The organism is Arthrobacter sp. T2-23 (assembly GCF_055398325.1).
In genome coordinates, this window is sequence record NZ_AP027917.1 from 1467245 (window position 1) to 1488172 (window position 20928).

The 20928-nt window shown below is 69.6% G+C and carries 15 protein-coding genes, 2 tRNA genes and 1 pseudogene; 12 read left to right on the forward strand and 6 right to left on the reverse strand.

The annotated features are described in order from the left end of the window. Nucleotides 1-60: 60 nt before the first annotated feature. From ACZ5Z0_RS06715 to ACZ5Z0_RS06725, 3 genes are all read left to right on the forward strand, one after another. A complete protein-coding gene (locus ACZ5Z0_RS06715) occupies nucleotides 61-2316 on the forward strand; it encodes a prolyl oligopeptidase family serine peptidase (RefSeq protein ID WP_464110423.1) in 2256 nt (751 codons plus the stop codon). Nucleotides 2317-2456: 140 nt separating this feature from the next. Continuing rightward, a tRNA-Ser gene (locus ACZ5Z0_RS06720) sits at nucleotides 2457-2544 on the forward strand. 98 nt (nucleotides 2545-2642) lie between these two features. Beyond that, complete coding sequence (locus ACZ5Z0_RS06725; protein WP_464110424.1) at nucleotides 2643-4340, forward strand: phytoene desaturase family protein; 1698 nt, start codon at nucleotides 2643-2645, stop codon at nucleotides 4338-4340. 31 nt (nucleotides 4341-4371) lie between these two features. On the opposite strand, the gene ACZ5Z0_RS06730 is transcribed toward ACZ5Z0_RS06725, so the two are convergent. Next, nucleotides 4372-6570 (reverse strand): RecQ family ATP-dependent DNA helicase, encoded by a 2199-nt coding sequence (locus ACZ5Z0_RS06730; RefSeq protein WP_464110425.1) that lies wholly within the window; start codon nucleotides 6568-6570, stop codon nucleotides 4372-4374. Between the two features lie 123 nt (nucleotides 6571-6693). Between ACZ5Z0_RS06730 and ACZ5Z0_RS06735 the strand changes: the two genes are divergently transcribed. The 4 genes from ACZ5Z0_RS06735 (at nucleotide 6694) to ACZ5Z0_RS06750 (ending at nucleotide 10402) form a co-directional block, all read left to right on the forward strand. After that, complete coding sequence (locus ACZ5Z0_RS06735; RefSeq protein WP_138767450.1) at nucleotides 6694-8112, forward strand: phosphomannomutase/phosphoglucomutase; 1419 nt, start codon at nucleotides 6694-6696, stop codon at nucleotides 8110-8112. A 5-nt stretch (nucleotides 8113-8117) separates the two neighbouring features. After that, nucleotides 8118-8627, forward strand: a complete 510-nt coding sequence (locus tag ACZ5Z0_RS06740) for a hypothetical protein (RefSeq protein ID WP_464110426.1) — start codon at nucleotides 8118-8120, stop codon at nucleotides 8625-8627. A 13-nt stretch (nucleotides 8628-8640) separates the two neighbouring features. Then, nucleotides 8641-9090, forward strand: coding sequence for an RrF2 family transcriptional regulator (locus tag ACZ5Z0_RS06745; protein WP_464110427.1), 450 nt, complete (start codon nucleotides 8641-8643; stop codon nucleotides 9088-9090). 151 nt (nucleotides 9091-9241) lie between these two features. Beyond that, complete coding sequence (locus tag ACZ5Z0_RS06750; protein ID WP_464110428.1) at nucleotides 9242-10402, forward strand: globin domain-containing protein; 1161 nt, start codon at nucleotides 9242-9244, stop codon at nucleotides 10400-10402. A 67-nt stretch (nucleotides 10403-10469) separates the two neighbouring features. Here ACZ5Z0_RS06750 and ACZ5Z0_RS06755 read toward each other — a convergent pair whose 3' ends face one another. Next, a complete protein-coding gene (locus ACZ5Z0_RS06755; protein WP_464110429.1) occupies nucleotides 10470-12302 on the reverse strand; it encodes a phosphoenolpyruvate carboxykinase (GTP) in 1833 nt (610 codons plus the stop codon). A gap of 279 nt (nucleotides 12303-12581) precedes the next feature. Between ACZ5Z0_RS06755 and ACZ5Z0_RS06760 the strand changes: the two genes are divergently transcribed. Beyond that, nucleotides 12582-12655 (forward strand) — tRNA-Arg (locus ACZ5Z0_RS06760). 127 nt (nucleotides 12656-12782) lie between these two features. On the opposite strand, the gene ACZ5Z0_RS06765 is transcribed toward ACZ5Z0_RS06760, so the two are convergent. Beyond that, the gene (locus ACZ5Z0_RS06765) at nucleotides 12783-13526 is read right to left on the reverse strand and encodes a FadR/GntR family transcriptional regulator (RefSeq protein WP_464110430.1); all 744 of its coding nucleotides are present in this window, start codon (nucleotides 13524-13526) and stop codon (nucleotides 12783-12785) included. A gap of 98 nt (nucleotides 13527-13624) precedes the next feature. Here ACZ5Z0_RS06765 and ACZ5Z0_RS06770 point away from each other — a divergent pair, with 98 nt between their 5' ends. From ACZ5Z0_RS06770 to ACZ5Z0_RS06785, 4 genes are all read left to right on the forward strand, one after another. Beyond that, nucleotides 13625-15082: a dihydrolipoyl dehydrogenase family protein gene (locus ACZ5Z0_RS06770; RefSeq protein WP_464110431.1), complete on the forward strand. Its 1458-nt coding sequence runs from the start codon at nucleotides 13625-13627 to the stop codon at nucleotides 15080-15082. 164 nt (nucleotides 15083-15246) lie between these two features. After that, nucleotides 15247-15933 (forward strand): ABC transporter ATP-binding protein, encoded by a 687-nt coding sequence (locus ACZ5Z0_RS06775; protein ID WP_464110432.1) that lies wholly within the window; start codon nucleotides 15247-15249, stop codon nucleotides 15931-15933. Next, entirely contained in the window at nucleotides 15930-17975 is a 2046-nt protein-coding gene (locus ACZ5Z0_RS06780) for a YhgE/Pip family protein (RefSeq protein WP_464110433.1), read from the forward strand. Before ACZ5Z0_RS06775 ends, ACZ5Z0_RS06780 begins: the two co-directional genes overlap by 4 nt. Beyond that, nucleotides 17972-18628, forward strand: coding sequence for a TetR/AcrR family transcriptional regulator (locus tag ACZ5Z0_RS06785; protein ID WP_464110434.1), 657 nt, complete (start codon nucleotides 17972-17974; stop codon nucleotides 18626-18628). The genes ACZ5Z0_RS06780 and ACZ5Z0_RS06785 overlap by 4 nt, the downstream gene beginning before the upstream one ends. Before the next feature lie 6 nt (nucleotides 18629-18634). On the opposite strand, the gene ACZ5Z0_RS06790 is transcribed toward ACZ5Z0_RS06785, so the two are convergent. The 3 genes and pseudogenes from ACZ5Z0_RS06790 to ACZ5Z0_RS06800 form a co-directional block, all read right to left on the reverse strand. Continuing rightward, nucleotides 18635-18955, reverse strand: coding sequence for a hypothetical protein (locus ACZ5Z0_RS06790; RefSeq protein ID WP_464110435.1), 321 nt, complete (start codon nucleotides 18953-18955; stop codon nucleotides 18635-18637). Between the two features lie 365 nt (nucleotides 18956-19320). Then, nucleotides 19321-20292 (reverse strand): annotated as a pseudogene (locus ACZ5Z0_RS06795) (EamA family transporter); the annotation flags it as partial. 30 nt (nucleotides 20293-20322) lie between these two features. Then, the gene (locus ACZ5Z0_RS06800; protein WP_464110436.1) at nucleotides 20323-20832 is read right to left on the reverse strand and encodes a hypothetical protein; all 510 of its coding nucleotides are present in this window, start codon (nucleotides 20830-20832) and stop codon (nucleotides 20323-20325) included. Nucleotides 20833-20928 lie beyond the last annotated feature (96 nt).

The following is a 20928-nucleotide window of genomic DNA, read 5'->3' on the forward strand; positions in this document are numbered from 1 at the left end:
CCGTATGCGGGCCGGCGGCTTGACTTGCCTGCCCGGCGTCGCAGTTGCTTGGATGGGGCCATGACCACCACTGCAGCTGAGCAACCCACCGCGCCCGGCGGGCCCACCGGGGAGACTTCCGGCACCGCCCCCGAGCCCGTCGACGAGAATATCTGGCTGGAGGACATCTACGGCGAGGCCCCGCTGGCCTGGGTCCGGGAGCAGAATGCCCGCACCGAGGAACTGCTCCAGGACGCCGAATACGCCGAGCTCGAGACACGGATCCTGGAGGTCCTGGACTCCACCGACCGGATCGCCATGGTGGGCAAGCACGGCGGCTGGTATTACAACTTTTGGAAGGACCGCGACAACCCCAAGGGCCTGTGGCGGCGCACCACCTGGGAGAGCTACCGGGCGGGTTCACCCGAGTGGGAAATCCTGCTCGACATTGACGCCCTCGCCGCCGCCGAAGGCGAGGAATGGGTCTTCCACGGCGCCAACTTCCTGCGCCCCGCCGCCGGGCAGCCGCACCGGCTGGCCCTGCTGGCGCTCTCCCCCGACGGCGGCGACGCTAACCGCTACCGGGAGTTCGACGTCGAGACCCGCAGTTTTGTAGACCCGGCGGACGGCGGCTTTGACCTGCCGACGGCGAAGGGCAACGTGTCCTGGCTGGACGCGGACACGCTGCTGGTCACGAGCACGGCCGCCGGCCTGCCCCGGACCAGTTCCTCGTACGCCCGGACCGGCGTGGTGCTGGGCCGGGGCGAATCCCTCGCCGCCGCCGAGCGGATCTTCGAAATCCCCGAAGACCACATGATGGCGATCCTGGCGCACGATTCCACCCCCGGCTTCGAGCGGACGTTCGCCGTGGACTGGATCAGCTTCTTCGAAAGGCGTACCTCGGTCCTGCGCGACGGCGTGTGGGTGGAGATCGACGTGCCGGAGGACGTGAACCTGAGCTCGCATCGGGAGTGGCTGCTCTTCCGGCCGCAGGGCGACTGGACGGTCAACGGCACGAGCTACCCGGCTGGATCCCTGCTGGCGGCGGGATTTGAGGACTTCCTGGCCGGCAGCCGGGAACTGTCCGTGCTGTTCACCCCGGATGAGCACACCTCCCTGCAGTCCTGGAGCTGGACCCGGGACTTCCTGCTGCTGAACCTGCTCCGGGACGTGTCCTCCGAAATCCGGGTACTGGACCCGGCGCGGCCCGGCACCGATGTCGCGTGGGCCGCCAGCGTGCTGGACGCCTGCCCGCCGCTGCACGACGTCAACGCGTACAGCGTCAGCGACGAAGACGGGGCCGAGGACGGGGCCGGTGCCGAGGGCGGCGGCGACGACAACGCTGCCGGGAATGACTTCTGGCTGGTCGCCACCGGGTTTGCGACGCCGAGCACCCTGACCCGCGGCACCTTGACGCGCGCCGGCGCGGACGGCGTCGTCAGCACGCACGAGGTGGTCCGGACCGCGCCGTCGTTCTTCGACGAGGGCGCCTATGAGGTCCAGCAGCACTTTGCGGTGTCCAAGGACGGCACCCGGGTGCCCTACTTCCAGGTCGCCTCGCGGGACCTGGTGCTGGACGGGCAGAACCCCACCCAGCTCTCCGGCTATGGCGGATTCGAGATTTCCCGCACCCCGGCCTACAGCGGCGCCGTCGGCCGGGTCTGGCTGGAACGGCGCACGGACGAATCCGCTGGCGCGGACGGCGAGGCTCCGCACAGCCGTGGCGGGGTCTATGTGGTGGCGAACATCCGCGGTGGCGGCGAGTATGGTCCGGCATGGCACCGCGCCGCGCTGCAGGACAAGCGCCACCGGGCCTACGAGGACTTCGCCGCCGTCGCGCAGGACCTCATCTCGCGCGGCGTGACATCCCGCCAGCGGCTGGGGTGCGTGGGCGGCTCGAACGGCGGCCTGCTGGTGGGGAACATGCTCACCCAGTACCCGGACCTGTTCGGGGCCGTCTCCTGCGGGGTCCCGCTGCTGGACATGCGCCGGTACACCAAGCTCTCCGCAGGGTATTCCTGGATTGCCGAATACGGCGACCCCGACGTGCCCGGGCAGTGGGAGTTCATCCGGACCTTCTCGCCCTACCACCTGCTCCGCGACGGGGTGGAGTACCCGGAAACCTTCATCTGGACCGCAACCTCCGATGACCGGGTGGGTCCGGTGCAGGCCCGCAAGATGGCAGCCCGGATGCAGGCCATGGGCATCCCCAACGTCTGGTTCCACGAAGCGCTTGAGGGCGGCCACGCGGGGCCTTCGGACAACCGGCAGGCCGCGGCGCTGCAGAGCCGCAGTCAGCACTTCCTCTGGCGCGCGTTGGCGGGCCGGGCGGACTGAGACCGGCCTTGCCGCAGCGCAACGCGGGGTCGGTTCCGGCCCATTCCCTGCGCCGGGAGCGGCCGGAAGTGACCCCGCGTTGACCGTTTTGCACTGCATGGCCCCTTCTGCGTATCCTTGGTTGGCTAGTAATAGCAATTGGAGACGTGCCAGAGCGGCCGAATGGGCTTCACTGCTAATGAAGTGTGGGGCACAACTCCACCGGGGGTTCAAATCCCCCCGTCTCCGCGTTTGGCCCCGGTCCTGGACCGGGGCCTTTTGCGTTCCCGCCCTAACGCGCCCTCACCTCCGGCCGGTCCGGGGCGTTCGGATGGCAGGATAGGCGCATGTCGACCAACCACACGTATGACGCGATCATTGTCGGGGGCGGCCACAACGGCGTGGCCGCGGCAGCGTACCTGTCCAGGGCGGGCCGGAAGGTCCTGCTGTTGGAAAAGCTCGGCCACTCCGGAGGCGCGGCGGTGTCCGCGCAGGCGTTCGACGGCGTCGGGGCCCGGCTCTCGCGCTATTCCTACCTCGTGAGCCTGCTGCCCCAGCAGATCATCGACGACCTCGGCTTGCGCATCACCCTGGCGCGGCGGCGGTACTCCTCGTACACCCCGGACCCTGCCGACCCCGGCCGGGCACTGCTGGTCGACAACGAGGACGCCGCGGCAACAGCGGCCTCCTTCGCCGCTATCGGAGCCTCCGAGGACGAGTTCCGCGCCTTCAACGACTTCTACGCCGGCTGCGGAAAGCTCACCCAGGCCCTCTGGCCCACAATGACCTCGCCGCTGCCCACCCGGTCAGCGGCGAGGCAGCTGGGCCGGGCGGCCGGCGCCGCAGAAGCGTGGGAAGCCATGATTGAGCAGCCGATCGGGCACGCCATCACGCGGGCGCTGCGGCACGACCTGGTCCGCGGCGTCGTGCTGACAGACGCACTGATCGGCACCTTCGCCCGCGCCGACGACGCCGACCTCCAGCAAAACATCTGCTTCCTGTACCACCTGATCGGCGGCGGCACGGGCGACTGGGACTTACCCGTGGGCGGCATGGGCGCGGTGTCCGGGGAGCTGGAACGGTCCGCCCGCCAAGCCGGGGCGACCATCCTGGTGTCCGCCGAGGTCGCCTCGGTGCAGCCGGGCGGCGTCGTGGGTTACCGGCACGACGGCGCAGACCACACCGTTACCGCCCCGTGGGTTCTGTCCAACGTGGCACCGGTGGTGCTGGACCGACTGCGCAACGCCGCGACCGCCGGGTCGGGGGCGGCAGGGTCGGGTGCGGCCGGGTCGGGTGCGGCCGGGTCGGGTGCGGGTTCCGCGCCGGCACCCGCCGTGACCCCGCGCGCCACACTGAACCCGAACCACCTCCGCGAGGGCGCCCAGGTCAAGGTGAACCTGCTGCTCAAACGGCTGCCCCGGTTGCTGGACGGGTCCGTGAGCCCGGAAGCTGCCTTCGGCGGCACCTTCCACATCAATGAGACGTGGTCCCAGCTGGATGGCGCGTACCTTCGCGCCGCGGCCGGGAACGTCCCGGAACCCCTGCCATGCGAAATCTACTGCCACTCGCTGACGGACCCCAGCATCCTGTCACCTGAGCTGCAGGCCGCCGGCGCGCAGACCCTCACGGTGTTCGGCCTGCATGTCCCGGACCGGCTGATCACCGCCCAGAACAATGAGGACCGGCGCGCCGAACTGCAGGCGGCCGTGCTGCGGTCCCTGAACAGTGTGCTCGCCGAGCCGGTCGAGGATCTGCTGCTAACGGATTCGAACGGCCGGCCATGCATCGAGACCAAGACCACGCTGGACATCGAACGCGCCGTCGGGATGCCGCGGGGAAATATTTTCCATGGCGGCCTCGATTGGCCCTTTGTGGAGGACGGCGCGCCCCTGGACACCCCGGCGCAGCGCTGGGGTGTCGCCTCCGACGATCCGCAGCTCCTGTTGTGCGGCTCCGGTGCACGCCGCGGCGGCGCCGTCAGCGCGATCGGCGGCCACAACGCGGCCATGGCCGTGCTGGAATCGGAACAGCCGCCCGGGGAGTGAGGCGGTGGGCCCGCCCGCTGCGCGTGCCGGCCTAGCCGGCCTGGCCGAGCACGAGCGGCAGCACGGCGCCGGCGCCGGCGAGCCGGAGGGCCCGCCCGGCCACGGTCACGGTCCAGCGGCTGTCCACGAGATCGTCCACGAGCATGACACTCTGGCCCCGGATGCCCTCCAGCGCGGCGGCCAGCTCGGGTCCCACGACGAGCCGGTCCCAGACGCCCGCAAGCCGGTAGGCGCTGTTTCCGCCGCGGCCACCCGTCGGACCGCCGTGGGCGAGCTGCAGCTGGCCCAAGTAGGGGATGCGACCGATCTCGGAGATGCCGCGCGCCAGCGACTCCACCAGTTCCGGCTTGCCACGGGACGGAACGCTGACGATCGCCGCCGGGCGACCCGCGCCGCTCCAGCCGGGCGTGCGCGCGTCTCCGCTGCCCCATTCGCGCAGGACCTGAACACAGGCACGCAGCATTCCCGGGTCGACGGCCCGGTCGGGGGCGCCGGCGGCGAAAGTTTCGCGCAGCGCCCCGCCCCAGCCCAGGTCCGTCAGCCGCGCCAGCACCCGGCCGTTGGCCAGGGCCTCCTCCGGCTTGATCTTGCCCTTCACGTTCACGCCCAGGCGGTCCATGCCGCTGGGCCACTGCAGCCGCGGTTCCAGCACCATTCCGGCACGGCTGAGGGTCGCGCCCGCCGCCTCCGTGGCGTCCGCGGCGATGTCGGCCGGGAACCACCGGCCGGCGCAGTTGTCGCAGCGGCCGCAGGCCCGGGCCGTCTCGTCGTCGAGGACCGAGGTGATGTACTCCATCCGGCAGCCCGCAGTGTCCTGGTAGATCACCATGGAATCCTGCTCGTCAACCCGGGCCTCGGCGATCCGGCTGTACCGTTCGGCGTCGTAGGTCCAAGGCCGCCCGGTGGAGCGCCACCCGCCGCCCACGCGTTCGACGGCGCCGTCGACGGCCAGCACTTTGAGCAGGAGTTCCAGCGGAGTCCGACGCAGGTCCACCCGAGCCTCCAGCGCCACGGTGGACACGGCCGTCCCCGCCTCGGCGAGGGCGGTCAGCACAGCGGCGGCCTTTTCTTCCGAGGGCATGGACGCGGTGGCGAAGTACTGCCAGATATCCCGGTCCTCGGAACCGGGCAGGAGCAGCACGTCGGCGTTGGCGGCGCCGCGGCCGGCACGGCCGACCTGCTGGTAGTACGCCACCGGGGAGGACGGCGCGCCCAGGTGCACCACAAAACCAAGGTCCGGTTTGTCGAAGCCCATGCCAAGCGCCGAGGTGGCCACGAGCGCCTTGACCTGGTTGTCCTTGAGCAGCTGTTCGGCGCGTTCGCGGTCCGCGGGGTCGGTCCGGCCGGTGTAGGCAAGTACCTCGTGGCCGGCTTCGGCCAGCAGGCGGGCGGTGTCCTCGGCGGCGGAGACGGTAAGGGTATAAATGATGCCGCTGCCGGGCAGGTCGGACAGGTGGGTGAGCAGCCAGCCCAGCCGTTCCCGCGAGTCCGGCAGCCGCAGCACGCCCAGGCGCAGGGACTCCCGGCCCAGGGCGCCGCGGATGGTCAGCACGCCCTCGCCGAGCTGTTCCTCGATGTCGTGCACCACCCGGGAGTTGGCGGTGGCTGTGGTGGCCAGGACCGGCACGCTGTCCGGCAGCTGGGTGATCAGGTCCGCGATCCGCCGGTAGTCGGGGCGGAAGTCGTGGCCCCAGTCGGAGATGCAATGCGCTTCATCGATCACCAGCAGCCCGGTCCGGCGGACCAGTTCGGGGAGCTGGTTTTCGCGGAACGACGGGTTGGTGAGCCGCTCCGGAGACACCAGGAGCACGTCCACCTCGTCCGCCGCGAGCTGTTCACGGACGGTGTCCCACTCGAGCTGGTTGGCCGAATTGATGGCCACCGCACGGACTCCTGCCCGCGCCGCGGCGGCCACCTGATCGCGCATCAGGGCCAGCAGCGGGGACACGATCAGGGTGGGGCCGGCGCCGCGGCGGCGCAGCAGCAGGGACGCGACGAAGTACACGGCCGACTTCCCCCAGCCGGTGCGCTGCACGACGAGGGCACGCCGGCCGCCGTCGACGAGGGCCTCGATCGCCTCGAACTGGCCGTCATGGAACTCTGCGCCGGCGTGCCCCACAAGCTCGCGCAGCACCGCCTGGGCCTGCTCACGCGTTCCGGACCCCGCAGCGGCGGAAGCGGCGGCGGATTCGGGAACGGTCAGGATTGCAGCGTTCTGGTTATTGGCCATTGCTTCAGTATCCCAGCCTCCTCCGACAGCCACGAAGCGGGCGGCCGCGTATGTGGACAGGCGTTGTCCACACACGCGGCATGCTCCCGGCGGCCCGCAGCGGCTTGCACGTAAGATGGAGCCGTGACTAGCGACCAGACGAAGACTTTTGACCTCTCGGCTTCCTTCAAGGCCTACGACGTGCGCGGAATCGTGGGCGACTCCATCACGGCCGAAATCGTCGAGGCCGTGGGGGCTGCCTTCGTGGATGTCCTGGGCCTGGCCGGACAGACTGTGCTGGTCGGCGGCGATATGCGCCCCTCCTCCCCCGAGTTCAGCCGCGCCTTTGCCAACGGCGCAGCCACCCGCGGGGCCAACGTCCAGCTGCTGGACCTGATCTCCACCGACGAGCTGTACTACGCGTGCGGCGCGCTGAACGCCGCCGGAGCCACCTTCACCGCAAGCCACAACCCGGCCGAATACAACGGCATCAAGATGGCCAAGGCCGGCGCCGTGCCGATCTCCTCGGAAACCGGCTTGAAGGAAATCCAGGCTCTGGCAGAGGACTACCTCAACGCCGGCGCGATCCCCGCGAACGGCACCCGTGGCCTGATCAGCGTGCGCGACGTGCTCAAGGACTACTCCGAATACCTGCGCAGCCTCGTTGACCTCCGCGGGTCCCGTCCGCTCAAGGTCGTGGTCGACGCCGGCAACGGCATGGCAGGGATGACCACCCCCGCGGTGCTGGGGGACACGCTGCTGCCGAAGCTGCCGCTTGAGATCATTCCGCTCTACTTCGAGCTCGACGGGTCCTTCCCGAACCACCCGGCCAACCCGCTGGAGCCGGAAAACCTGCGCGACCTGCAGGCCGCCGTCGTCGAGCACGGCGCGGACATCGGGCTGGCGTTCGACGGCGACGCCGACCGCTGCTTCGTGATCGACGAAAAGGGCGAGCCGGTCTCGCCGTCGGCCGTGACCGGCATGGTGGCCCGCCGCGAGATTGCCCGCGCCAAGTCCAATGGCGAGGACAACCCCACGATCATCCACAACCTGCTGACCTCGCGGGCGGTGCCCGAACTGGTGGCCAACGACGGCGGCCGCGCGGTCCGGACCCGGGTGGGCCACTCCTTCATCAAGGCCGTGATGGCTGCGGAGGGTGCGATCTTCGGCGGCGAGCACTCCGCGCACTTCTACTTCCGCGACTTCTGGAACGCGGACACCGGCATGCTGGCCGCCATGCACGTCCTGGCTGCCCTCGGCGAGCAGGACGGCCCGCTCTCGGAGCTCGGCCGCGAATACGAGCCCTACCGGTCCTCCGGCGAAATCAACTCGGAAATCGAGGACAAGGCAGGCGCCGTGGAGCGCGTCCGCCTGGACTTCCACGACGAGGACGTCGAGGTGGACTACCTCGACGGCAGCACCTTCATCGCGGCGGACGGAAGCTACTGGTTCAACCTGCGCCCGTCCAACACCGAGCCCTTCCTGCGCCTGAACGTCGAGGCCACGGACCAGGCGACCATGGAACGCATCCGCGACCGGGTCCTGGCCGTGGTCCGGGGCTGACCGCCATGACCGATTCCTCCGAGGCCCAGAGCACCATCCTGCAGCCCGCGGACCCGGCAGCGGACTCCTGGCGCGGCTCGGTGCCGGACGCCAGCGCCACCGACCTGGAGAACCTGCTGGGCACCGGGGTCGGGGCCGCCCAGGAGCAGCTGGAGCGCAACGGCGGCTTCCTGCCGTTCGCCCTGGTGGTGGAAAACGACGGCGAGGTCCGCCTCGTCGCCGTGACACCGGCCGACGCGGCCGGGGACAGCGACGCCGACTTCGACGCTGACGGCATGATCAGCGACCTCACCGAACTGCTCCGGCAGCACCGGGACGAGTTCCGCGCCGCCGCCATCGTCTGCGATATCACCCTGTTGGAAGAAGACTCGGACGCGATCCACGTGGCCGCCGAACACCAGGACGGCTCCGTCTTCGCCGCAGTGCTGCCTTACGGCGCCAACCCGGAGACGAACGAGCTGGAGTTTGGCGAGCTTTCCGCCGACTCCAACGAACCCGCCGTCTGGGTGGACTAGACCAGGCCCTGCCATGAAGATCAACGCCTTCGCGGACGTGAGCCTGCGCGCGATGATGGTGCTCGCGGCCGCGGCCGACGGTGAGCTGCTCACCACCCAGAGCATCGCCGATGCCGTCGGCACGCCCTACAACCACGTCAGCAAGGCGATGGCGAAGCTGCGGGCACTGGGCCTGATCGACGTCGAACGCGGCCGCAACGGCGGGTCCCGGCTCAACGGGGCGGGCCGCGCCGCCACCATCGGGCAGCTGCTGCGCGCTTTGGATACCCGGACCGACCCGGCCGACTGCGTCGCAGCCGCCGGCACCTGCCCCCTGATCACCGAGTGCCGGCTCCGCGGCGCGCTCGGCCGGGCCAGGGAGGCCTTCTACCTTGAGCTTGACGACATTGTCGTCGCATCACTGCCCACCACGCGGCAGATGAACCCCGTCTTTCAGGCGATCGGCCTGCGCCCGGGCCTCTAGCCCGCCAGCGGCCCTCTTCGGTAATCCCCGCTCAATTTGCAACCGTTTTCTACGGCGTGTAGAACTGAGGCATAAATACTCGTATTTCAAATGCATGTATTTCCAGTTCGGTCCGGTTGAAGACGCCGGGCCACTACCTCAGGAGTCAGTAATGCTCTCGGACAAGTCCTTCCCCGTCATCGAGGCCACCCTGCCGCTGGTCGGTTCCCGGATCGGCGAAATCACCCCCAAGTTTTACGCCCGGCTCTTCGGCGCGCACCCCGAGCTGCTGGACGGGCTGTTCAGCCGCTCCAACCAGCGCTCCGGCGACCAGCAGCAGGCCCTGGCCGGAAGCATCGCCGCTTTCGCCAGCCACCTCGTGAGCCACCCGGGAACCCTGCCCGAGACCGTCCTGGCCCGCATCGCCCACCGGCACGCCTCGCTCGGCATCACCGAACCGCAGTACCAGGTGGTCTACGAGCACCTCTTCGCAGCCATCGCCGAGGACCTGGCCGAGGTCATCACCCCCGAAATCGCCGAGGCATGGACCGAGGTGTACTGGCTCATGGCCGATGCGCTGATCAAGCTCGAAAAGGGCCTCTACGCCGCCCAGGCCAACGGCAGGATGTGGAGCCCGTGGCGGGTCGCGGCCAAGGCGCCCGCTGGCACCGGCTCCATGACGTTCGTGCTGGAACCGGCCGACGACACCCCCATCACCCCGGCGCTGCCCGGCCAGTACGTCAGCGTCAAGGTCACCCTGCCGGAGGGCCTGCGCCAGGTCCGCCAGTATTCACTCTCCGGCGACGCCGGCACCAGCCGCAGCTTCACCACCAAGCTCGACGACGGCGGCGAGGTCTCCCCCGTGCTGCACAACAACGTCGAGGTCGGCGACGTCCTTGAGATCTCCAACCCCTACGGCGAAATCACACTCAAAGAAGACGAAGGGCCCGTGGTGCTGGCCTCCGCCGGCATCGGCTGCACGCCGTCGGCCTCGATCCTGCGCTCCCTCGCGGCAACCGGCTCGGACCGCCAGGTGTTGGTCCTGCACGCGGAAAGCACCCTCGACAGCTGGGCCCTGCGCTCCCAGATGACGGACGACGTCGAACGCCTCGAGGGCGCCGAGCTGCAGCTCTGGCTCGAGCGTCCAGAGGCCGGTGCCAGGGAAGGCTTCATGTCGCTGCGCGACGTGGACCTGCCGGCCAACGCCTCGCTGTACCTCTGCGGCCCGCTGCCGTTCATGAAGAACATCCGCAACGAGGCCATCAACGCCGGCATCCCCGCCACCAAGATCCATTACGAGGTCTTCGGCCCGGACATCTGGCTCGCCAACTAAGTCCCCACGACGGCGGCCCCGCAGCTTATCCAAGGTGCGGGGCCGCCGTCGTTGATCAGGGCGCGGGTTAGTGCGCGGACATCCGTTCCTTCAGCGCCTCGAGCTCGGAGCGCAGCGCGTCCGGCAGGGAGCCGCCGAACTTGGCGTACCACTCCTCGATGGAGGCCAGCTCGGCGTCCCATTCCTCGCGGTCGACGCGGACGGCGTCCTCGACGTGGGCGTGGGTCAGGTCCAGTCCGGTGAGGTCCAGTGCGGTGCCGGTCGGGACGAAGCCGATCGGGGTCTCGACGGCGTCGGCCTTGCCCTCGATGCGCTCGATGGCCCATTTGAGGACACGGGCGTTGTCGCCGAAGCCGGGCCAGGCGAAGCCGCCGTCGGCCGTGCGGCGGAACCAGTTCACCAGAAAGATGTGCGGCAGCCGCTCGGGGTTGGCCTTGCCGGAGACGCTGATCCAGTGCTTCAGGTAGTCGCCGGCGTCGTAGCCGATGAACGGCAGCATGGCCATCGGGTCGCGGCGGAGTACGCCGACCTGCCCGGCGGCGGCGGCCGTGGTCTCCGAGGAGAGGGTCGAGCCCATGAAGATGCCATTGGTCCAGTTGCGGGCCTGGGTCACCAGGGGGACGGTGGTCTTGCGCCGGCCACCGAAGAGGATCGCGGAGACCTCGACGCCCTCGGGGCTGTAGTACTCCTCGGCCAGCATGTCGACCTGCGAGATCGGGGTGCAGAAGCGGGAGTTCGGGTGCGCTGCCGGCTTGTCCGACGCCGGGGTCCAGTCATTCCCCTGCCAGTCGGTCAGATGCGCCGGGACTTCGTCCGTCATTCCTTCCCACCACACGCCGCCGTCATCGGTCAGCGCGACGTTGGTGAAGATGCTGTGGCCCTTGGCGATGGCGCGCATGGCGTTGGGGTTAGTGCCCCAGCCGGTGCCCGGGGCGACGCCGAAGAGGCCGGCCTCCGGGTTGGTGGCGCGCAGTTCGCCTTCCTTGCCGATCCGCATCCAGGTGATGTCGTCACCGAGGGTTTCGACTTCCCAGCCGTCAATCGTGGGGTCCAGCAGGGCGAGGTTGGTCTTGCCGCACGCGGAGGGGAACGCCGCGGAGACGTAGTAGTTCTTCTTCTCCGGCGAGGTCAGCTTGAGGATGAGCATGTGCTCGGCGAGCCAGCCCTCGTCGCGGGCCATCACGGACGCGATGCGCAGCGCGTAGCACTTCTTGCCCAGCAGGGCGTTGCCGCCGTAGCCGGACCCGTATGACCAGATGGAACGCTCCTCCGGGAAGTGCACGATCCACTTCTCGGGGTTGCAGGGCCACGCGACGTCGGCTTCGCCGGGGGCCAAGGGCGCTCCCAGGGAATGCAGGGCGGGGACGAAGAAGGCGTTGGTGGCGGTGATCTTGTCCAGCACGGCAGTGCCGATCGTGGCCATGATGCGCATGGAGGCAACAACGTAGGCGCTGTCCGTGATCTCCACGCCAAACTTGGGGTCCTCAGCGTCGAGGTGGCCCATAACGAACGGGATGACGTACATCGTGCGGCCGCGCATGGAGCCGCTGAACAGGCCGCGCAGCTTCTCCTTCATCTCAGCGGGGGCCATCCAGTTGTTGGTGAAGCCTGCATCGCGTTCGTTTTCGGAGCAGATGAAGGTCTGCTCTTCGACCCGGGCGACGTCGGCGGGATCCGAGAACGCCGCGAAGGACTTCGGGAACAGTTTCTCGTTCAACCGGGTCAGGGTGCCGGCGGCGACGAGCTCGTCCGTGAGCCGGGTGTTCTCCTCTTCCGAACCATCAACCCAGTGGATCCGGTCCGGCTGGGTCAGTTCAGCAACCTCTTCAACCCATGCCAGCAGTCCAGCATGAGTGGTGGGTGCTTTCTCAAGCAGCGGCAGTCGCGCCAGATCGCCCATTACGGTTCCCTTCCTCGGGTTCAGTGGTGTGTCCTAAATGCTAGGTGCCGCGGAGGATTCATTTTCGGGCCCAAATACGGGTTGACGGCGGGACCCCGATCCAAAAACCGCGGAAATTCAAGGTTTAATAACTCCATACGGCGGACATTTTGTGATCAAGGTCACATAGACCGGTCTAGTCAGCCAGATTACAGGGTTTCCGATTTGGAACTCTGGGCCCATCTCGCGTAAAGTAATTCGAGGTTCGGGGGAGCGAGAAACTCCCGAAGAGCCGAGAATGCGCCCATAGCTCAGCTGGATAGAGCGTCTGTCTACGGAACAGAAGGTCAGGGGTTCGAATCCCTTTGGGCGCACAGAGAATAGCGACACAAAGAAAGAGATCCGCACTGGTTCGCCGGTGCGGATCTTTTGTTTTCCCTGGTGCGAGGCGCCTCCGGAAAAGTGCTGCGCTTTGAGACCGGCGCGGGCCCCCGCGGCCCCCTACTCCCCCGCGGCCCCCGCGATCCGGCGGCGCAGTCCGTCAAAGTGACGGCCCAGGCGCTCGGCCGCGAGCGCCGCATCGCCCGCCGTCACGGCCTCGTAGATGCCCCGGTGCAGGGCGGCCGCCGCCGCCGGATCGACGTCGTCGCCTCCGAGTTCCTGCTGGATTCCGCGGTAGACCGCCTGGAACGCCCCGAGCAGCTCGCGCAGCAGCGCGTTGTTCAGCGGCTCGAACAACAGGCGGTGGAATTCGGCGTCGGCTTCGGCGAAGTGCTCTCCGGATCCGGCCAGGACTTCCATCCGGCGCACGGTGGCCTCGAGTCCCTCGAGCCGGTCGGGCGTCATGAGCGCCATGGAGCCGCCGATCAGCGCGGATTCGAGCACCCGCCGGAGCTCAATCAGTTCCAGCGCCTCCTGCCCGTGGTGGCGCAGCGACAACCGTGCCCGGAAGGTCAGTGCGTCCGTCAGCGCCCCGAAGCTGCCTGGGGCCACGAACATGCCGAAGCCGTGGCGGATCTCGATCACGCCCAGGGCCTGGAGTACCTTGAGCGCCTCCCGCAGCGTATTACGGCCGATTCCCAGCAGGGCGGCCAGCTCTGTTTCGGTGGGCAGGGCCTCGCCGGGCTCCAGTTCCCGTTCCAGGATCAGATCGATGATCTCGGCCTGCAGGGCGCGCAGCCTGGCCTGGGCGCCGAGCCGGTTCGGCGGCACGGACCCGCCCGCGCTCAAAGTTGCTGCGTTCACTGGCGACTTCCTCCCCCAAGGTGGTCCTCAGCGTAGCGGACGTCCCATGTCCTGCAAAGGTCCCGAACCGGCCTCCCCGACGGGGCTAGGCTGTTGCCATGACGGCACATATTGAGCGGGAATTCGATGTCATCGTGATCGGGGCCGGCGCGGTGGGCGAGAACGTGGCCGAGCGCGTGGTCAAGGGCGGCCTGACCGCGGTCCTGGTCGAGGCCGAACTGGTGGGCGGCGAGTGCTCCTACTGGGCGTGCATGCCATCGAAGGCCCTGCTGCGGCCCGGCGCCGCGCTGCACGGCGCCCAGACCGTGCCCGGCGCCGAAGAGGCCGTCACCCGCGTGCTCGACGCCGCCGCCGTCCTGAAGCGACGGGACTACTTCACGTCCAACTGGCAGGACGACAGCCAGGTCAAGTGGGCGGAGGACACCGGCATCGAGCTGATCCGCGGCCACGGCTGGATCACCGGCCCCCGCCGGGCGGAGGTGGCCGGGCTGGACGGCAACAGCTACGCGCTCACGGCACGCCACGCCGTCGTCGTAGCGACCGGGTCTCGCCCGAGCATCCCGCCCGTGGAGGGCCTCGCCGACGTCGACTTCTGGACCACGCGGGAGGCGACGTCCGCCCAGGAGATCCCGCCGCGGCTGGGCGTGCTCGGCGGCGGCGTCGCCGGCACGGAACTCGCCCAGGCGTTCGCCCGGCTCGGGGCGTCCGTGACCGTGGTGGCCAGGGGCGGGCTGTTGGGAGCGTTCCCGGCCCCTGCGGCGGAGCTGGTCCACGCCGGGCTGCGCGCCGACGGCGTCGAACTCCACCTCCGCACCGGCACCCAGAACGTCCATGAGAACGAGGACGGCTCCCTGACCCTGGCGCTCGACGGCGGCGGCCGCGTCACGGTGGACAAGCTTCTGGTCGCAACCGGCAGGCACCCCGCGCTGGAGGGTATCGGACTCGAGAGTGTGGGCCTGGCCGGCAAGGACGGGACGCCGACGCGGCTCCGGATCGACGCGAGCGGACTCGTCGTCGGAGCCGACGGCAACGAGGACGCCCCGTGGCTGTACGCCGTCGGCGATGCCGCAGGCAAGGTCCTGCTGACCCATCAGGGCAAATACGAGGCCCGTGCCACCGGCGACGCTATTGCCGCCCGCGCCCGGGGCACGCTCCCCGGGGAGCCCGCCCCCTGGAGCCCCTACGCCCGCACGGCCGACGAACACGCCGTGCCCAACGTCGTCTTCACCGACCCCGAGCTGGCAAATGTGGGCCGCAGCCTGGAACAGGCCCTCAAGGACGGCTACCGGGCCACGTCCGTGGAACTCCCGATCCAGGTGGCGGGATCCTCACTGCACTCCGAGCACTACAAGGGCTGGGCCCAGCTCGTGGTCGACGAGGACCGCCAAGTGCTCCTGGGCGCGACGTTCGCCGGTCCCGACGTGGCCGAGCTGCTGCACGCGGCGACGATCGCCGTCGTCGGCGAGGTCCCGTTGGACCGGCTCTGGCACGCCGTCCCGGCCTACCCCACCATCAGCGAGGTGTGGCTGCGGCTGCTCGAAAAGTACGGCCTCTGAGCGCGAACGGACACGTGGCGCCCTGAATCAGCCCGTTTCCGGGGCGTCAAGTGTCCGCTCGCTCACATCCGAGGGGCGTCAAATGTCCGTTCGCTCACATCTATTTGAACTGACCGGTCAGTTTAGTTAGCCTTGGAGCAGATCATTTCTGCGAAAGGCTTCCCTTGCTCTGCGTTCAACAGCTCCATGTGAAGGGCCGGCGCGACTATCTGCTCCCGCCCACCTCGCTGCAGGCCAACCGGGGCGAACTGCTGCTCGTCACCGGCAAGCGCCAGGACCAGCGCACCGCCCTGGCGCTGACGCTCAGCGGCCGGATGAAGCCCGCGGCCGGCACTCTGGAATGGGACCGCGGCACCGCTCCCAAGACCGGGATCAAGCAGCTGCGGCAGGCCAGCGCCGTCGTGGACGCCCCGGGCGTGAACGAACCGGAGCCGCACCTGAGCGTCCGGGACCTGGTCACCGAGGACCTCGCCCTGATCCCCCGCCGCTACCGGGGCGCGCTGCTCAGCACGCCCTGGCTCAAGGTCAACCGCTTCGAGGACATCGCCGGTCTCTGGGCCGAGGAGCTGCCCGCGGACCGGCGCCTGGAACTGCTCACGGCACTGGCCCTGGCCAATCCGCACACCGACCTGCTGGTGGTCGACTCCCCCGACCGCCACAGCGGCGACCCGGCCGACTGGCTGCCGCGGCTCCAGAACCTGGCGTACGACGACGGGCGGCCCCTCGCCGTCGTCGCCACCGTCGGCAGCGTCCCGCCGGGCTGGACCGGTCCAGTCGCGGAGATCGGCAACGCCGTCCCGGCCCACGAGTCCGCAGCCGCCCCTAACTCCGAAACCGAGGATCCCCGATGACCGTGCTGCGGCTGGCCCGTTCCGAACTCAAGCGCATGACCGGCGGCCTGCTGCCGAAACTGACCATCCTGGCGCTGACCCTGGTGCCGCTGCTCTACGGCGCGGTGTACCTGTACGCGAACTGGGATCCCTACGGCAAGCTGAACCAGATCGACGCTGCCCTCGTGGTGGAGGACTCCGGAGCCGGTACCTCCGACGGCTCCCGGCTGGAGGCCGGCCGGAAGGTCGCCGACAGCCTCGTGGAGGGGCATGTCTTCAACTGGCAGACCGTCTCCAGCGCGGAGGCCGCGGACCAGGGCGTGAGCAGCGGCAAATACGCCTTCGCGCTGAAGATCCCCCGTGACTTCTCCGCCAACCTGGTCTCACCGGGGAGCTTCGACGCCGCCAACCAGGCCATGCTGAACGTCACCACCAACGACGCCAACAACTACCTGCTCAGCACGATCGTGGACAAGCTCACCACCGCGGTCCACGCCACCGTCGCGAAAGAGGTGGGCGAAGGAACCGCCAACCAGCTCCTGACCGGATTCGGCACCATCCACACCCAGATGCTCAAGGCCTCCGACGGCGCCCAGAACCTCGCCGGCGGGGTGTCCTCACTCCACGACGGCGCGGTGACGCTACACGAGGGCACGGGCTCGCTCCGGAGCGGTGCCGCCGAGTTGGCGGCTGGGCAGCACAAACTGCTCGACGGCGCCAATGCCCTCAACAGCGGCGCCGGGCAGCTCTCCTCCGGGCTGGGCCAGCTCAAGGACAAGACCGCCACCCTGCCGCAGGATTCGCGGCAACTGGCCGACGGCGCCGCCCAGGTGGCCGCCGGAAACGCCGCGCTCAACACCAAGGTCCAGGGCCTGGCCGGGCAAATGGCCGCGGCGGATCAGGCCGCCGCGCAGGCCCAGCGCGCCAAGGTGGCGGACTCGACCGCCCGCATGGTGGCCTCCGGGCTGATGCTCCAGCCCCAGGCCGACGCACTGATGGCCGACTACGATGCCCACAACACCCGGGCCCCCTCGGGCGCGGCCGCTGCGCTGAAGGGGGCCGCCGGGCAGATCCAGCAGCTCGCGGACGGCTCGGCCGCCGTCAGCGCGGGCGCCTCACGGCTGGCAGGAGCGACGCCGGCCCTCACCGACGCCGTCGGCAAGGCCTCCGCCGGCGCCGACCAGCTCGCCGGCGGCTCCGCGGCCTTGGCCAGCGGGGAGCAGAACGCGGCCGCCGGGGCAGACAAGCTCTCCGCCGGCGCGGCGCAGCTCGACGACGGCGCGGCGCAACTGGACAGCGGTTCCGCCAAGGCGGCCGACGGCGCGAAAACCCTCGCCGCCGAACTCGCCAAGGGCGCCGGCAAGATCCCCAACCCGGACGACGCACAAAAAGACAGCCTCGCCAAGGTCATGGCGGATCCGGTCGCCGTCAGCAACGTTTCGCAGGCCAAGGCCGGATCCTACGGTGCCGGCCTGGCGCCCTTCTTTCTCACCCTCGCGCTGTGGATCGGTGTGTTTATGCTGATCCAGGCGATGCGCCCGGTCACCCAGCGCGCCCTCGCCTCCAACGCTCCCGCGTGGAAGATCGCCGTCGGCGGCTGGCTGCCGTTCCTGGCCGTCGCCGCAGCGCAGGCCAGCCTGCTGACCCTCGTGGTGGATGTGGGGCTGGGCCTGGATCCCGCCCATCCCGTGCTGATGTGGGTCCTGATGCTGGCCGCCGCCATGGCGTTCAGCGCGATCATCCAGGGCATCGTGGCGCTGCTCGGCTCCCCCGGCAAGCTCGTGGTGCTGATCCTGCTGGTCCTGCAGCTGGTCTCCTCCGGCGGCACCTTCCCCTGGCAGACCACGCCGGAACCGCTGCACGTGGTCCACCAGCTCCTGCCGATGGGTTACGTGGTCAGCGGCATGCGGCACCTGATCTACGGGGCCGATCTGGCGAGCATCCTGCCCACCATGCTGGGCCTGGTTGGCTACACTTTGCTGGGACTGGCGATGTCCGCCGTCGCCGTCCGGAAGCACAAGTTCTGGACCCTCAAGACCCTGAAGCCGGAGATCGCCCTATGAGCACCACCAGCGCGACAAGCCCTCCCAGCGCAACCGGGGCATCGGACGCCGAAGGCGGGAAGAAGCTCCGGCCCGGGCGCACCAACGCAACCAAGCAGAAGTTGTTCGACGCGTCGATGGAGCTGATTGGCGAACGCGGGGCCGCGGGTGTGACGGTCGACGAGATCGCGGCGGCGGCCGGGGTTTCCAAGGGCACGGTGTACTACAACTTCGGCAGCAAGTCGGATCTGATCGCGCAACTGCTGCGGCACGGAGTGGACATCCTGATGGCACGGCTGCTGAGCGTCAAGGACGAGTCGGTGGACCCGCTGGCGGCAATGGACGAGATGATCGGCCAGGCCATGGATTTCATGGCCGAATACCCCTCCTTTGCCCGGTTGTGGGTCAGCGAGAACTGGCGGACGCCCAGCGAGTGGCAGGACACCTTCGCCGAGCTCCGCGGCCGGCTGCTCGGGGTGATCGGCGACGCCATCGAGGCTGTGGCCGCGAAGTACCCGGTGGACCCCGGGGTGTCGCGCGGCAGCCTGGAGACGGCGATTTTCGGGGCGTGCTTTGTAGTGGGGCTGGACCGCCAGACCTACAATCCGGAGCGCACCCGGGCGCAAAGTGTCGCCGCAATCATGGCGACCATGCGTGGCTACGTCGTGAAATAGCCGCGCTCAGGGATGATTGGTCACATGCGCCACATGGGTAAAAGCGGCAGGACTGCCATCGGAGCGTCCCTTGCCGCCCTGGCCCTGCTGGTGCTGACCGGCGCCACCCTGAACGAAACGGTGGGGCTGTGGTTCCTGGCCGCCTGCGCCCTGGCCTACGTGGCGTGCGTGGCTGAGGTGGTGATCCGGCGGCGGCACAAGACGCTGCTGGCAAGCGGCGTCGGCAGCATCCTGTTCATCGCCTTCGGCATCGCGTTCCTGCGGCAGTGGGGACTGGCCTTCAATCCCGACCCGGAGGCGCTGTCCACCCGTGTGGATGCCGAACACCCGGATCTGTACTTCTATCTTTCGGCGGCCGCCGGCGCGGCGACGCTGCTGCTGTTGCTTGCCGGCACGGTTCTCCCGGGTCGCGGCCCGGCCCGGCGCTCCGGCTACCCGTCCCGGCGTCCGGCGCCGCGCAGGCCGGCTGCCCGGCCGTCCGTGCCGCGCGCGTCCGCGCCCCGAACGGCGGTCTCCGGCACCGCACGACCGCGTGCTTCCACGCCCCGGCCGTCGGCGCCGCGCGCCTCCGCACCCCGCTCCTCCGCCCCGCAGTCCGCGGCCCCGCGCACGTCCACGCCCCGGTCCGCCGCCCCGCGCGCGTCCACGCCGCGGGCTTCCGCAGCGCGTTCCTCGGCTGCACGGACGCCCGCGCCGGCAGCCAAGCGTCCGTCGTCGGCGGCCAAGCCGGCCGCAAAGGTGCCGCCCAAACCGGCGCCCAAGCCTTCCACCCGGCGCTGACCGCCCCTCCGCGGCCCCGGAGCCCGGAGCACCGCGACGGCCACCCCGGCCAGGAGCAGCAGCCCGCCCGCCACTTCGGCCGGCGAGGGCACCTCGGCCAGGACCAGCCACGCCGTCGTCATGCCGACCACGGGGACCAGCAGCGTGAAGGGCACCACCGCGGAGGACGGATAGAGCCCCAGCAGGCGGTTCCAGATGCCGTAGCCCACGAGGGAACCGAAGGCGGCGGTGTAGATCGCACTGGCGATTGTCACCGGCTGCAGGTCCATCAGCGCCCCCGACACCGCGGCCGGCCCGTCGACCAGCAGGGAGAGCCCGGCCAGCGGCAGCGGCACCACGGCGCCGGACCACACCACGAGTCCCAGGCCGGACGCCGCCTTCGCCTTGCGGGCCACGACGTTGCCCGCGGCCCAGGACAGCGCAGCGCCGAGCACAATGAGCAGGGGCAGCACGGGGGCCACGAGGCTGCGGCCGACCGCCACCACCGCGAGCCCGGCAATCCCCAGCACGACGCCTGCCAGCTGCCGCCGGGTGGGCCGCTCGGCAAGGATTCCGGCCGCCAGCAGCACCGTCAGCAGCACCTGCGCCTGCAGCACGAGCGAGGCCAGGCCGGCGGGCATGCCCAGCGCCATCGCCAGATAGAGCAGCCCGAACTGGCCCGCACTCATCAGCAGACCGACGCCGATGATCGCCTTCCAGCTGACGTCCGGCTTGCGGATGAAGAACACACAGGGAAACACCACAAGGGTGAAGCGCATGGCCACGAACAGGAGCGGCGGCATCTGGGCGCCGCCCCCGGGGTGCAGGCCAAGGTCGATGGCAACGAAGTTGATGCCCCACAGGATGGCGACCAGCAGGGCCAGCCCGGAATGACGAGGGGTCATCGCGCGAGCGGCCTCCGCCGTTCCGGCGCGTCAGAGATTGCGCGGCCGTTCGCCGTGCGGGCCCTCGGTGTCGCGCCGCTCCGCTGCCGTGTCCTCGCGGAACCCTGCGGCATCCCCCGCTTCTGCCGGACGCTCGCGGTCGCCCCGGTCCCTGCGCAGTTCCTCCTGAGGCTGGTTGCCCTGGTGGGCCGCGTCGCCGCGTTCGGTTGTGACGACGTCCGGGTCGACGTCGTCGGCCCGGCGGAGCTGCTCCTCGGCGCCGGCGCGGACGGTTTCCGCCTCCTGCTGCGTGCCGCGCGCCTGCATGCGGAGGCGTTCGGCCTCGACTTCGGCGGCCTTCGCGTCGGCTTCCGCCCGCGCCGCCTTCGCCTCGTGCTCGCGGGCGGCCAGCTGGTCGGCTTCCGCCCTCTCGCGCATTTCAGCGGCCCGGTTCCGGTCCGCCTCAGTCTTGCGCCTGCGGCCGAAGTAGATTGCCACTGCGACGATCGCGAGTACCACCACGATGCCGACGATGATCCCTACGAGCTGTCCTGAATCCACGGTGATCCACCTTTTCCCTCGGTCACTAAGAAAACACCGGCAGTAAAAGCAATAACAGCATCAGTAAACAACACAATCAGCGTGCTGACCATCAAT

What these genes read in the sequence shown, in the direction of transcription:
- ACZ5Z0_RS06715 (WP_464110423.1), top strand. Translation starts at nt 61, where the DNA reads ATGACCACCACTGCAGCTGAGCAACCCACCGCGCCCGGCGGGCCCACC.
- ACZ5Z0_RS06725 (WP_464110424.1), top strand. Translation starts at nt 2,643, where the DNA reads ATGTCGACCAACCACACGTATGACGCGATCATTGTCGGGGGCGGCCAC.
- ACZ5Z0_RS06730 (WP_464110425.1), bottom strand. Translation starts at nt 6,570, where the DNA reads ATGGCCAATAACCAGAACGCTGCAATCCTGACCGTTCCCGAATCCGCC.
- ACZ5Z0_RS06740 (WP_464110426.1), top strand. Translation starts at nt 8,118, where the DNA reads ATGACCGATTCCTCCGAGGCCCAGAGCACCATCCTGCAGCCCGCGGAC.
- ACZ5Z0_RS06745 (WP_464110427.1), top strand. Translation starts at nt 8,641, where the DNA reads ATGAAGATCAACGCCTTCGCGGACGTGAGCCTGCGCGCGATGATGGTG.
- ACZ5Z0_RS06750 (WP_464110428.1), top strand. Translation starts at nt 9,242, where the DNA reads ATGCTCTCGGACAAGTCCTTCCCCGTCATCGAGGCCACCCTGCCGCTG.
- ACZ5Z0_RS06755 (WP_464110429.1), bottom strand. Translation starts at nt 12,302, where the DNA reads ATGGGCGATCTGGCGCGACTGCCGCTGCTTGAGAAAGCACCCACCACT.
- ACZ5Z0_RS06770 (WP_464110431.1), top strand. Translation starts at nt 13,625, where the DNA reads ATGACGGCACATATTGAGCGGGAATTCGATGTCATCGTGATCGGGGCC.
- ACZ5Z0_RS06780 (WP_464110433.1), top strand. Translation starts at nt 15,930, where the DNA reads ATGACCGTGCTGCGGCTGGCCCGTTCCGAACTCAAGCGCATGACCGGC.
- ACZ5Z0_RS06785 (WP_464110434.1), top strand. Translation starts at nt 17,972, where the DNA reads ATGAGCACCACCAGCGCGACAAGCCCTCCCAGCGCAACCGGGGCATCG.